The following is a 13,296-nucleotide window of genomic DNA, read 5'->3' as shown; positions in this document are numbered from 1 at the left end:
TCCCGTAGCTCCCGTAGCCGGTGATCACGGTGTCATGGCCGCTTTGCTTGATGTCGAGGTCGGAGAACTTCAGGTCGCCCTTGATGACGAGGATGTCCGTCCCGTCCTCGAAGTCAAGGATGGTGTCGGTCCCGTCCCCCGCGCCGAACACGAACCGGTCGGACCCGTCCCCGCCATGAAGGGTATCATTGCCCTTGCCGCCCTCGAGCGTGTCGCCGCCGCTCCCGCTGAAGTAATGGGTCGTTTCCGATTGCGTCGCCGCCGATTCCGCCACCCGACGGAAAACCACTACCCTCCCCCCATAAAGGGTGTCATCCCCGTCCCCGCCAAAGATCTTGTCGTCGCCGCCGCCCCCCGTGAGCCTGTCGTTGCCGTCCCCGCCAAAGATCTTGTCGTCGCCGCCCCCTCCCGTGAGCCTGTCGTCGCCGTCCCCGCCGTAGATGCCGAGGAAGTCGAAATCGGCATTGGTAAGGATTGACGCCGACACGCCTTCCAGCGTGATGCTGGCGTTGTTCCCGTAGCCGGTGATCACCGCATCGCCGTCCGCGTTGTTCGTGATGGTCAGGCCGGAGAAGTTCAATCCGCCCTTGATGACGAGGATGTCCGTCCCGTCCTCGAAGTCATGGATGGTGTCGGTCCCGTCCCCACTGCCGAACACGAACCGGTCGGCGCCGCCGCCGCCCCACAGCCTGTCATTGCCCTTGCCGCCCTCCAGCGTGTCGTTGCCGACGTCTCCGTCGATCGTGTCATTGCCCTTGCCGCCCTCCAGCGTGTCGTTGCCGACGTCTCCGTCGATCGTGTCATCGCCATCGCCGCCATAAATCGTGTCGCTGCCGCCCCCCCCCTGATCGTGTCGTTGCCGGCATCGCCGTAGATCGTGTCATTACCTGTGCCTTGGGTCCAAGTGTTGCCACCGTAGATCGTGTCGTTGCCGTCGCCGCCATGGATCGTGTCGTCGCCGTCGTAGCCGTTGCCCAGGTTGCCGCCATGGATCTCGTCGTCGCCGGCGCCGCCATGGATCGTGTCGTCGCCGTCGTAGCCGTCGCCGTGGTTGCCCCCATAGATGTCGTCGTCGCCGTCGCCGCCATGGATCGTGTCGTCGCCGTCGCCGCTGCCGCCCCGGTTGCCGCCGAAGATGTCGTCGTCGCCAGCATCGCCATGGATCGTGTCGTCGCCGTCGCGGCCGTCGCCGGAGTTGCCGCCATAAAGGTGGTCGTCGCCGTCGCCGCCGTGGAGTTCATCGTCGCCGTCGCGGCTGACGCCGGCGTATCCGAAGTGGTCGGGGTCGCCGCCGGAGTTGCCGCCGAAGAGGTAGTCGTCGCCGGCCCCGCCGTAGAGCTTGTCGTTGCCGTCGTCACCGTGGCTGAAGTAGTTGCCGCCGTAGAGGTAGTCGTTGCCGGCCCCGCCGTGGAGTTCATCGTCGCCGTCATCGCCGTTGCTGCCGTAGTTGCCGCCGTAGAGGTAGTCGTCGCCAGCATCGCCGTAGAGCTTGTCGTTGCCGTCGTCGCCGCCGCCGCGGAAGGTGAAGATGTTGCCGCCGTAGAGGTGGTCGTCGCCGTCACCGCCGCGGAGTTCATCGTCGCCATCGTTGCCTTTGCCGCCCCGGTTGCCGCCCCACAGCCAGTCTTTGTCGGCCCCGCCGTAGAGCTTGTCGTTGCCGTCGTTGCCGGCGCCCCTTGCGTTGCCGCCATAAAGGTGGTCTTGGCCGTCGCCGCCGTGGAGTTCATCGTCGCCGTCGTTGCCGTCAACCTCGTAGTTGCCGCCGAAGAGGTAGTCGCCGCCGCCGTTGCCGTAGAGCGTATCACGGTCGTCATCGTGGCGGTTGCTCGAACTGTGGCCACCGTATAGGAGGTCGTATTCGTCGCCGCCGTGAAGGGTGACGCCGATGGGCGCCAGAGCGACGGCCGGGCTCTCGCCCGTACCAGCGGGTGACCTGCTTTGCTCCTCGCCGGGCGCCTGCTGCTGCGTGCCGGGCAGGGGCGCATTGCCGCCGTTCCCGCCGTCCCTGACGCCGGCGCCGTGGACGCCCTGGCCGCCGCCGGGCGGCGTTTGGGGCAGCGCGAAGTCGTCCGCGCCGAGCGTTGACGCCGTCACGCCCGCCAGCCGGATGGTGTCGCCGAAGCCGCCGTAGCGGATGACGGCATCGTCGCCGTCCTGCTCGATGACCAGCCCCGCGAACCCGCCGCTCACCCCGTCGATGCGGATCGTGTCGCCCTTTCGGAAATCGGCAATGGTGTCGCGCCCGTCTCCCGCCGCGAACGCGAAGACATCGGCGCCCTTGCCGCCCTTCAGCGTGTCGTCGCCGGCGCCGCCGTTCAGCATGTCGTCGCCCCAGCCGCCCCTCAGCGTGTCGGCGCCGGCGCCGCCGTTCAGCGTGTCGTCGCCCTTTTTGCCCCTCAGCGTGTCATTGCCCCGCCCGCCCGTCAGCGTGTCGTCGCCCTTGCCGCCCGTCAGCGTGAGGTTGTCAATGAACCGGAAGCGGTCCGCGCCGAGCGTTGCCGCCGTCACGCCCACCAGCCGGATGGTGTCGCCATCGCCGTAGCGGATGACGGTATCGTTGCCGACCTGCCCGATGTCCAGCCCCTCGAACCCGCCCGGCACGCCGGCCATCTCGATGCTGTCGCCGTCCCCGAAGTCGGCAATGGTGTCGTTGCCGTCGCCCGCCGCGAACGCGAAGGTGTCGGCGCCGCCGTCGCCGAGGAGGTAGTCGTTGCCCCGGCCGCCGTGGAGCACGTCGTCGCCCTCGCCGGCCCACAGCGTGTCGGCGCCCCTGCCGGCCCACAGCGTGTCGTTATCATCACCACCATACAGCGTGTCGTTATCGTCGCCGCCCCACAGCGTGTCGGCGCCGCCGCCGCCCCAGAGCCTGTCGTTGCCGTTTTCGCCGGAAAGCCTGTCGGAGCCCTCGGTCCCTGTGAGCGTGTCCGCGCCATCGCCGCCATAAACTGTTTCGTCGCGTGCCATGTTTCCTCTCCCGTGATCGCGTGTCGTGTACCGGAAACCGCGGCCGCAACCGGGGTTGCCGTCAGCGCCGCCCGCGCCCAGTGCCACACCGTGTGAACCGGCGGTGCCCGGATACCTTGCGTGAAAGTGTACCCCCCCCGGGGTGGATGTGGCTATGGAATGAATAGGCAAACGCGCCGGAGCAGACCCGCGAAAGGGCGGAACGAAAGCGGCAGGCTGCAAAGGCGATATGTGTGGCTGCGCATCGTGTCACGGCTCCGGTTGTGATGAAGGCGAGGCGCCCGGTCCGCCATGCCCGCGAAAGGCAGGGACCGGGCGCCGGGGTTCCTGGCGCGCAGGGGCCCCGTTACTCGGTGGTGCCGTCCCTGCGGCCGCCGAAGGCGCCGCGGGCCTCGCCCCCCTTGCGGTCCTCGGAGGCGATGTCGAACACGCCGCCGATCTCCTCGGCCCCCGGGCCGAAGAAATTGCCGCTGAACTTGCCGGTGTACCGGTCGCCGCCGGTCAGCCCGCCTGTGGTGCCGACGCCGCTGACCTTGGTGCCCGAGAACCCGTTGCCGTCGATATCGCCCTCCAGCGTCGCCAGGCCGGTCAGCGTGGTCGTGAGGGTGTTGTCTTCGAAGTCGGCCGTCGTCGTCATGGTATTCGACCAGGCCGCGACCGCGCCATCGCCGTCCGCGGCCGCGGCGCGCACATTGCCCGCCCAGCCGCCCCGGTAGGTGGCAGTGCCGGTGGCCGGCATGTCATCGGCCGGGGTCATCTTGCCGTCGGGCAGCGTGGCGACGAACCCCGCGCCCAGGCCGGCGAGCGTGTCGCCATCCTCCTTCAGACCCGCCCAGACGCCGTAGTTCAGGTGCTCGAAGGACCGCGCCTGCGGGAACCGGACATTCTCCAGGGCGGAGACGGCCTCGTACCGGATGCCCGAGTTGCCGCTGCCTTGATGAGGGTTCTCCTCCGTGTAGCGCTTTTCCCGCTTCAGCCAGGTCCTGGCGCCATTCGCGTCATCGTAGTAGTAGATGTTCACGGGCTTCGCATTGGCGGTGACGGTGAAGGCGTTGGCGTTCGGCGAACCACCGCCGGGCTTCGCTCGCGGGGCCGCATTGGAGCCGGTCGCCAGGTAGAACACGCCCTGCGCCCGCCTGATCGTATAGGTGTTCTGTCCAATGGTGGTCGTGCCGTAGGGCGTGGTGTCGGTTATGGTGTTCTCAAACCCCCAGTTGTAAGTGGGTTCTGCATCGGTCCTGTAGATCCCGGCCGTCGTGTCGGTGTCGGGGGTCACGTACTTGTCGACCAGCACCAGGCGCGCGCTGTCATCGGCGGAGTCGGTCACGCTGCCGATGCCGATGCGGCGCGCCGCAACCGCCGGCTGGGCCAGGCGCTCGGCATTGCCGCCGCCCGCGGCCCGGTAGGCGACGGCTGCCCGGCCGGTGTTCCCGACGGCGACGAAGTCCCGGAGCCGCCCGGTCACGACCGTCTTGCCGTCTCCTGTCATGGTGGTCTTCGGCGCGGCCGCAACGATCATCACGTCGCCGACCCTGTAGGTCGCCTTGCCATCGTCGTCGTGGCTGACCTTCACCTCCAGCCCGGCCGCCTTCACCGCCTCCGCCTGCGCCGACTCATGGGCCGCCTGCGCCGCCGCGCGCGCCTTGCCGATGCCAACCACTGCTCGGTGTCCGAACTCTGCGGATATCTGGGGCTTGCTGGCAAACGCCCATAGGAAACGCTGGAGGAGCTGGCGGGTTTGGACATCGGGCGGTTGTGCACGATAACGCGCCTGACGCAGAGCGATCTCAATGGCATGTTGCTCACGTGTCGCGCGGAGTTTCCGGGTGAAGTCTTAGAATTGCTGGAGCGGCTGTTCGTCGAAGAGCGCCGGCGCTTGAAGATCATTCCCAACGCCTGGGGCGAAAAGCCGGTGCTCAAACTGATGTTTGCCGCCATGACACGTGCTGCCGAGCGGTGGAGACCGATTAGGATCACCGAATTCGAGCGCCGCCAGATGGCCGCCGTCAGGACCGAGCTCGACAAAGAGTACGAGGCTCAGATCGGCCTCGGCAAACCCACCTCAAAGGAAAAACCCTCAGGACAAATTTCCAGCACTTCTCGGACTTGACCGTGAGGAACAGCCTGCACCGTACCGATACGGCAATCGATCTCAGGCAAAAGCATGTTACGATTCCAAGCATGTCCTTGTACCACAAGCGAGCTTATTGCATTTCCGTGCCTTCTGTCTGCCTGTGCATTGGACACCAGTGGCGCAACAGGCCATGCTTCGTCCCATCTTTTAAAATGCTCCAGAACGACAAATTTTAGCCGTTTCCGCATACAACATGCAAAAAGTGCAGTCGTTTTTGGTGTTTCGTGCCGCGGATTGAATTGTGTTTGGTGGACGCCTGTCATCTCCAGGCGAGACACGCAAGTCGCAAAATTGAAATCGGATCAGTTCTGCTTACTCATCGCCGCACCTATTGCCCGGCTTCCTTGATAAATTCATCATCTAGAGCTTCTGGCAGCAATTCTGCGGGAATTGACTGATAACAAACGGGGCGCAGAAAGCGGCGAATGGACAAGGTACCGACCGATGTCGCCCCGAAGTTGGTTGAGGCGGGATAAGGCCCGCCATGCACCATGCTGTCGCAAACCTCGACGCCAGTCGGGAAGCTGTTGGCCAGAAGGCGTCCTGCCTTGCGCTCCAGTATCGGCAGGTTTTTGAACGACCGCCTTGTCTTCGTCGTCGTGGTGAATAGTGCAGGTCAGCTGTCCTTGAATGGATTTCGCAATCCGAAGCATCTGGTCCATATCGCGTACCAGCACGACAATGCCCAGCGGTCCGAAGACCTCTTCCTGCAGCGCTTCATCGGCCAGCCAGTCGTCCCCGGACACAGTAAAAAGATAAGGGGCAGCATGCCGCGTGTCGCACGTCGTGCCGATGACCTGCCTGACTCCGTTGCCCTCGGCAATCCGCGTCGTGCCCTTGCGATAGGCGTCTGCAATGCCATCGGTAAGCATTGTCTGCTCGCCGACAGCACCCAGTTCCGCTTCGGCGGCGGACTGGAAGGCGTCCGCGTCGAGGCCGTCAATGACAACGGCGATGCCGGGATTGGTGCAGAACTGGCCTGCGCCCATGGACAACGAGCTGCTCCAGGCCGAGCCGATTTCGCCGCCGCGCGCGGATGTCGCGGCCGGTAGCAGAAACATCGGGTTGACGGAGCCGAGCTCGCCAAAGAACGGGATCGGTTCCGGACGCCGCGCGCACAAGTCGAACAGTGCCCGTCCGCCACCCAGGCTACCGGTGAAACCGACGGCGCGGATGAGGGGGTGCTGCACGAGGCTGGTTCCCACATCGCGTTTTCCGCCCTGAACCAGCGAGAAAACACCCGGGTGCATGCCCGTCGATTTGATGGCGACTTCGATGGCCTGTGCAACGATCTCGCCGGTTCCGGGGTGCGCCGAGTGACCCTTGACGACAACAGGGCATCCGGCGGCCAGCGCCGCTGCCGTGTCGCCGCCAGCAACGGAAAATGCCAGCGGGAAGTTCGAGGCCCCAAAGACGGCGACCGGCCCCAGGGGACGTTGGATCAGGCGCAAATCGGCGCGCGGCAAAGGTTCCCTGTCGAGCAGCGCCGGATCGTGGCGCAGGTCTAGATAATCGCCTTTCAGAATATGCTCGGCAAACAACCGGAGCTGTCCTACCGTCCGGCTGCATTCGCTCTGCAAGCGTGCTTCAGGAAGACCGGTTTCCTGGCTGCCGATTTCTGTAATCGCAACACCGCGCGCGTCAATCTCGTCGGCAATCGCGTTCAGAAACCTGGCGCGATCCCTCCGGCTGGACCAGCCGTAGTTCTCGAAAGCGTTTTCGGCGGCCTCGACCGCGGCGTTGACATGGGTAGAGGTTCCAACCGCGAATTCATGCGACGGTCCATGGGCGGGTTCGGAAGAAAAAGTATGTTCGCCATTGGTCCAGTTTCCGGCGATGAGATGCACTCCAGTAATCACGGTTTTCATCCTTACAACAAGCCACGGCCGGCCAGATTTCGCATGAGGTGTGAGGCTCCGAAGCGCCACTCGGCGCATTCGGTAGACAGTCGCACGGTGTTGATCAGAGATCCGAGTTTGTCATTTTTGATGGTGACGATGTCTCCCAGCTTGTGCGTGAAGCCGCCGCCGGGCACGTCCCGGTCCTGTGTCGGCGCAAACAGCGTTCCAAGAAATAGCATCAGCCCGTCGGGATACTGGTGGTGGGGCCCGATCGTCTGACGCACCAAATCCTCCGGGTCCCGGCTGATGCGAGACATTGAGGAGTTTCCAGACAGTTCAAACCCGTCCGGTCCCGCGACCGTTAATGCCAATTCCACCGACCGCACATCGTCGAGGGAGAATGTTTCATCGAAGAGGCGGATCATGGGGCCGATGGAGCAGGAGGCGTTGTTGTCTTTGGCCTTGCTCAGCAGCAATGCCGAGCGTCCTTCGACATCACGCAGGTTTACGTCGTTGCCTAGTGTCGCGCCCTTTATCCTCCCACGCGAGGAAACGGCCAGTACGACTTCGGGTTCGGGATTGTTCCAGGTCGAAATCGGGTGCAGGCCGATGTCGGCGCCAAATCCGACGGACGACAGGACCTGGGCCTTCGAGAAGACTTCGGCGTCCGGACCGATTCCGACTTCGAGGTACTGGCTCCACAAGCCCTCCGAAATCAGGGCCTCCTTGACCTCGGCAGCGTCATCGGAGCCAGGAACGATATTGGAAAGGCTTGCGCCGATCTTCGATCCGATGCGGTTGCGTATCGACTGCGCGCGCGTCGGGTCTCCGGCTGCCTGTTCCTCAATCACGCGCTCGACCGTTGATCCGGCGAATGTCACGCCGCATGCCTTGATGGCCTGCAGGTCGCAGGGCGCCAACCAATTGTGGTCTGTTTCCGCATCGCCGAGATTGGTTCCGGGAACGGCGCGGACATATTCGGGCGCATCCCTTCGCTCCAGAACATCGCGCACGGTCGGTGCGGTTTCCGATGTAATGTCCACCAGCCGTCCTTCGCGCATTGTAACGACGCAGGGACCGATATCCGGGCGCTCGACACGCCCGAGCCACAGCCCGTCCAGATCCAGTTTTGGGAACGTCATACCCATCCTCTTTGTTGGTCAGCCGGGCGGAATGCTGACAGATATCGCCTCCAGCGACATGCGCTCATTATCCCAGGCCTCACTGGGGGAACATTACGGATTTGGCCTTTCTTTCGTAACTAGCACTCTAACATGTTAGTTGACAAGTCGAGTGTTGTTGCATTATTTCTGAGTGCGCAACAAGCTCGCCCCTGCAGCTTCCCATCGGCCATTTGCTGAATTCCGTTTCGCGAATTGTTGACGAGCAAGACATTGGTCAGGGGCGACGAAGACCGCCGTTCGTTTGTGTCTCAACGGATCGCCCCGTGTCTATTTATTGCCGTGCCCGGCCGCGCGATAAATCACAGCCCCCGACAAAATAGTTGACACTTCATATATGAAGTGGTTTCATATTTGAAACCAGAGCAATCTGGGGGGAGGATATTGAATACCAATCTCTCGCTGGCGCAGCAGCACATGCTCGCGCAGAACAGCCGGATCACATTGCAGCTCCTCGGAGTCGGCAAATCCTTCTCGGGTGTCAGCGTCCTTCGGGATGTGGATCTCGAGATAACCGGCGGCGAGATTCACACCCTGATGGGTGAGAACGGTGCCGGCAAGAGCACGCTGGTCAAGATCATCAGCGGCGTCCAGGACCCGAGCTTTGGCACCATGCAGATCGACGGGCAGGACGTTGCCTTTGCTTCTCCCGCTGAAGCCAACCAAGCTGGTATCGTCATCATGCATCAGGAACTCAGCCTGATACCGGAGATGACGGTGGCCCAGAATGTCATGCTGGGTCAGGAGCCGAAGCTCGGCGGCATGATGATCGACAGCCGCGCATTGTGCGAAACCGCCCGGGACGCTCTGAAGAGATTCGGCTTTTCCCTCGATGTGGACACACTGGTCAAGGACCTGCGCGTTGGTGAACAGCAGTTGGTGGAGATCGCGCGCGCACTGCTGATGGATGCACGGCTGCTGATCATGGATGAGCCGACCTCGGCTCTGTCGCAAACCGAGGCTGACATTCTCATGGAGGTGGTTCGTGATCTTGCGCAGCAGGGCGTTGCCATAGTCTACATCTCGCACCGGATGGATGAGGTGTTCGAGATATCTGATCGGGTGACCGTCCTGCGGGACGGCAATCTCATCGGCACGACATTGGCCGCCGATACGACGCCGGAGGATCTGGTCCAGATGATGGTCGGGCGGTCCGTGGAGATCAAGCCTGTCACGCGCTTCAAACCGCCAGCGGCCGAAACCGTTCTTGCCGTGCGCAATCTGAGTGCGAGCGCTGCCGGCCGGAAGGTTCTGCAGAACGTGTCATTCGAATTGCGACGAGGCGAGGTTCTGGGGATCGGCGGCCTCTTGGGTGCCGGGCGGACCGAGCTGCTGGAAACACTTTTCGGAGCACACGGCAGTAACCACACGGGCGTGGTGGAAATACACGGCAAGCCCGTGAGTCTTCGCACGCCGTCCGATGGGGTCGGGCAGGGGCTCGCCCTGATCACCGAGGATCGCAAGGGCGACGGTCTGCTGCTCGACCGGTCCATCGCGGATAATGTGATCTTGCCTTTGTTGCCGAGCCGGTCCCGGTTTGGATATCTCTCCGCCGATGCACGCGATGCTCAGGCACGGGAAGCGATTGAAAAACTCAAGATCGTGGCGACTGGCGTCACGCATACGGTCGGTCGGCTGAGCGGCGGAAACCAGCAAAAGGTGGTGCTGGGCAAGTGGCTGGCAACGCAGCCGAGTATCCTTCTTCTGGATGAGCCCACGCGCGGAATCGACATCGGCGCGAAGGACGAGATTTATGAGCTGATCGGCAACCTTGCCGATCAAGGGCTCTCCGTTCTCTTCGCCAGTTCGGAGATCCCCGAATTCCTGGCGGTATGCGACCGCATGATTATCCTTTGCGACGGAAAGGTCGCCGGAGAGCTGACCCGGGAAGAAATGTCGGTGGACGCCATCAAATACCTGTCAATGCAATTCGACTGACGCGAGCCAGAGACGTGAGCATGAGCAACGCCCAACAAACAACCGCCACGCAGGAGCTCGAACGCCGCCTCTGGCTGCTCAAGCTGCTGGAGAAGACCAAACTCTACTGGGGCCTGGCGGCATTGATCGTTTTCGGCGCCTTGACATCGCCGCTTTCGTCCAAAGGGGCCAATATCTTCCTGTCGATCGGCAATCTGACTGATGTTCTCAGGCAAGTGTCGGTCACGGGCATCGTCGCGGTCGGCATGACACTCGTCATATTCATCGCGGGGATCGACCTTTCGGTGGGTTCAGTACTGGCGCTGGGCACGGTCATCTGCGCAATGTTGCTGACCCAGGATGGCTGGACAGCGGCGAGCATGTTCAGCATACCCGCAACCGGTGCAACGCTGTTTGTCGCGGTTTCGGCACTGGTCCTGTTTCTGCAGACACAAGTCCGGGCGACCTCTGAGGTCCGGACCGGTGCGCCGGGGAAAGTGCCGTCCATCGCCATCGCGGCAGTCATCGCAATCGTGGCCATGCTTTGGCTGGCAACGCAGGTGGAGACCAAATTCGGCGTGTTCGGCGTGCTGGTGGCCGTGCCCTGTGTCGGTGTTGTGATGGGAACGATAAACGGCGCCCTGATCGTTTACGGTCGGCTGCAACCATTTATCGTGACTCTCGCCATGATGGTCAGCGCATTGGGGCTGGCCCGCGTAATCGCCGGACAGGATACTGCCGTCTATCCGGTCTACACGGGCAGCAATGCGGTCCAGGAGTTCGATATCCTGCGAAGTTTGCTGTGGGGCGTGATTCCGGTGCCGGGCCTATTCTTCCTGGCCATACTGATCATTTTTTACGCGCTTACCCGCCTGACAACATTCGGCAGCTATCTGCTCGCCATAGGTGGCAATTCTGAAGCTGCGCGGCTGGCGGGCATTAACGTCAAACGCAACACGATTGTCACCTATGCGACCGCAGGCGGTCTGTCGGCGTTGGCGGGCATTTTATACGTGGCTCAGTTTCGTCAGGGCAAACCCGATGCAGGTCTCGGACTTGAGCTGGATGCGATCGCGGCAGTGGTGATTGGCGGCACAAGCCTAATGGGCGGGCGCGGCGCTGTCCTGGGAACATTCGTGGGTGTGCTGATTTTCGGTTTCCTCAGCAACATCCTGCAGCTCAACAACATAGACAGCAATACGCAGTTGATCCTGAAGGGAGCGATCATTGTCGCTGCCGTGCTTCTGCAGGAAGGACGGATTGAAGAATTCCTCTCCGGGCTGAAAGGAAAGCTTCGCGGAGAGAAATAGCCCTGATCTCGCAGTTTGATGGACCGGAGACCAGGGTATTTGCCAATCAGCCCAAGGGCTGAACCATGACAAGGGAGTACAATATGTATAGAAGAAGTTTCTTCAAGGGGCTTTGTGTTGCCGCCTTCACCGTGGCAACCAGCGCGACCGCGGTTTTGGCCGCCGACAACTACGTCATCGGATTTTCGCAGGTAACGACGGTCGAACCCTGGCGCGTGCAGTTCAACAAGGATCTGCGCGCCGAAGCCGAGAAGCATTCGAATGTCGAACTGTTGATCGCCGATGCGAACGACCGGACCGACAAACAGGTTGCGGATGTCGAGAACTTCATTCGCCAGGAAGTGGATGCAATCCTTATTTCTCCGAAGGAATCGGCCGGCCTGACCGGTGTCGTTGAACAGGCGACCGATGCCGGGATTCCCGTATTCGTTCTGGACCGCAATGTCGACACGGACAAGTTCGTCCAGTGGGTCGGCGGCGACAACCATCTGATCGGGCAGGCTGCCGGGAAATTCGCGCTTGAAAAGCTTGGTGGGGCCGGCAAGGCCTCTGGCACGATCGTGGAAATCTGGGGCGGTCTCGGCACGCAGGCGGCCCATGACCGAGCGAACGGCTTCCATGAATCCTTCGAGAACGAACCTGGTGTCAAATTCCTACTCGACCAACAGTCGGGTGACTGGAAGCAGGATCAGGCATACGACATCATGTCAACCGCGCTTCGCAATCACGAAGACATCACGATGGTCTATGGTCACAATGACCCTATGGCCTACGGCGCATATCTCGCCGCGAAGGATGCTGGCCGTGAGAAAGACATCATGTTCATCGGTGTCGACGCGCTGCCGGGAGAGGGCGTGACCTGGGTGGCCAATGGCGAATTGGCGGCGACATTCCTCTATCCGACGCCGGGTGCTGAAGGACTTCGCCAGGCACTTGCTCACCTGCAAGGCGAGAAGGTCGAGAAGTCTGTGGTCCTGGGTACGGAGGCCGTGACAATTGAAAATGCTGATGAAATACTGAAGCGTAACGGTCTCAAGTAAGCGTCAATATAGGCCCCTTCCTCCTGAGGGGCACAAAGGTTGCGCAGGAGCCTTGGCTTCTGCGCAACAAACATTCCAGAGCACAAGTCGCCGTGAGTGAAGCAAAGACGAAACTGCAGAAATACTCGGCGCCGGCTCTCGAGAAGGGGCTGGATATTCTTGAGTTGCTTTCACTTCGCTCCGGCGGGGGATTGAGTCAATCCGAGATCGCCGAGGGTGTCGGGCGTTCGAAAAACGAGATCTTCCGGATGATGGTCGTGCTGGAGGAAAGAGGATACATCAAACGTTCCGACGGCGATGTGTTCTTGTTGACGTCCAAGCTCGGCGAACTGAGCGGTCCGCGCAATGATACATCCCGCATGCTGGAGATCGCCAGGCCGATCATGACACGGCTGTCCGAACAGACGAAACTGTCCAATCATCTTTGGATCCTCAATGAAACGAACATGCAGGTTGCGGCCAGCGCCAGTGCGTCCGAATCATACAGTCTGGCCCTGTCCGAAGGTGCCCAGAGCAGTGTTTTCGGCTCGTCCGCCGGTGCGTGTTTTCTGTCCGCTCTGCCCGATACGGAGTCGCGTCTGAAGGCGCTTCGCGATAGGGGCGAATATGTCAACAACGAAGCGTTCCTCGAATACGATGCGCGCGTCGAAGCCTGCAGAAAAGACGGTGTCTGTGTGCTTCCGAACGCCGAGGCCATCGGTATCCTCGAAATTTCCGCGCCCTTGAGTCTTCCGAAGGCTGAAGATGTGGTGGGCGCACTTACCGTGCCGATCATCGGCGACAGAGACTCCAAGAACGAAATCGCCAATGTCATCAAGACCTTAAAACATGCGGTCAATCAGGTCTGCGCGAAGATGGCGTCGCTGGCGGTGTTCCAGACGGCGCACAGTCCCGCAAGCTAAGCCGGAT

The 13,296-nt window shown here is 61.9% G+C and carries 9 protein-coding genes and 1 pseudogene; 5 read left to right on the top strand and 5 right to left on the bottom strand.

Features of this window, described 5'->3' with window-relative positions; all coding sequences use genetic code 11:
- The 3 genes from E4M07_RS25690 to E4M07_RS25680 form a co-directional block, all read right to left on the bottom strand.
- Positions 1–658: calcium-binding protein (locus E4M07_RS25690; RefSeq protein ID WP_136661282.1), on the bottom strand; the 658-nt coding region annotated here is incomplete at its 3' end.
- The gene (locus E4M07_RS29910) at positions 577–2,964 is read right to left on the bottom strand and encodes a calcium-binding protein (RefSeq protein ID WP_136661281.1); all 2,388 of its coding nucleotides are present in this window, start codon (positions 2,962–2,964) and stop codon (positions 577–579) included. The genes E4M07_RS29910 and E4M07_RS25690, both read right to left, overlap by 82 nt.
- A 346-nt stretch (positions 2,965–3,310) precedes the next feature.
- On the bottom strand, positions 3,311–4,624 hold the full coding sequence (locus E4M07_RS25680) for a transferrin-binding protein-like solute binding protein (RefSeq protein ID WP_136661280.1): 1,314 nt from the start codon (positions 4,622–4,624) through the stop codon (positions 3,311–3,313).
- A 78-nt stretch (positions 4,625–4,702) separates the two neighbouring features.
- On the opposite strand from E4M07_RS25680, the gene E4M07_RS25675 reads away from it, so the two are divergent.
- Positions 4,703–5,074, top strand: coding sequence for a hypothetical protein (locus E4M07_RS25675; protein WP_136661279.1), 372 nt, complete (start codon positions 4,703–4,705; stop codon positions 5,072–5,074).
- Between the two features lie 352 nt (positions 5,075–5,426).
- Here E4M07_RS25675 and E4M07_RS25665 read toward each other — a convergent pair.
- Both E4M07_RS25665 and E4M07_RS25660 read right to left on the bottom strand, forming a co-directional pair.
- Positions 5,427–6,966: pseudogene (locus E4M07_RS25665) on the bottom strand (aldehyde dehydrogenase (NADP(+))).
- Between the two features lie 2 nt (positions 6,967–6,968).
- The gene (locus E4M07_RS25660; protein WP_136661277.1) at positions 6,969–8,081 is read right to left on the bottom strand and encodes a fumarylacetoacetate hydrolase family protein; all 1,113 of its coding nucleotides are present in this window, start codon (positions 8,079–8,081) and stop codon (positions 6,969–6,971) included.
- Positions 8,082–8,504: 423 nt separating this feature from the next.
- On the opposite strand from E4M07_RS25660, the gene E4M07_RS25655 reads away from it, so the two are divergent.
- The 4 genes from E4M07_RS25655 (at position 8,505) to E4M07_RS25640 (ending at position 13,289) form a co-directional block, all read left to right on the top strand.
- Positions 8,505–10,058: a sugar ABC transporter ATP-binding protein gene (locus E4M07_RS25655; protein ID WP_246660612.1), complete on the top strand. Its 1,554-nt coding sequence runs from the start codon at positions 8,505–8,507 to the stop codon at positions 10,056–10,058.
- Between the two features lie 20 nt (positions 10,059–10,078).
- A complete protein-coding gene (locus E4M07_RS25650; RefSeq protein ID WP_136661276.1) occupies positions 10,079–11,347 on the top strand; it encodes an ABC transporter permease in 1,269 nt (422 codons plus the stop codon).
- 83 nt (positions 11,348–11,430) lie between these two features.
- Complete coding sequence (locus E4M07_RS25645) at positions 11,431–12,387, top strand: substrate-binding domain-containing protein (RefSeq protein ID WP_136661275.1); 957 nt, start codon at positions 11,431–11,433, stop codon at positions 12,385–12,387.
- 92 nt (positions 12,388–12,479) lie between these two features.
- On the top strand, positions 12,480–13,289 hold the full coding sequence (locus E4M07_RS25640) for a helix-turn-helix domain-containing protein (RefSeq protein WP_169054393.1): 810 nt from the start codon (positions 12,480–12,482) through the stop codon (positions 13,287–13,289).
- Positions 13,290–13,296 lie beyond the last annotated feature (7 nt).

The organism is Nitratireductor sp. XY-223 (assembly GCF_004959855.1).
Lineage (GTDB): Bacteria > Pseudomonadota > Alphaproteobacteria > Rhizobiales > Rhizobiaceae > Hoeflea_A.
The sequence above is the reverse complement of the archived record's forward strand: the minus strand, read 5'-3'. Positions and strand labels throughout refer to the sequence as shown.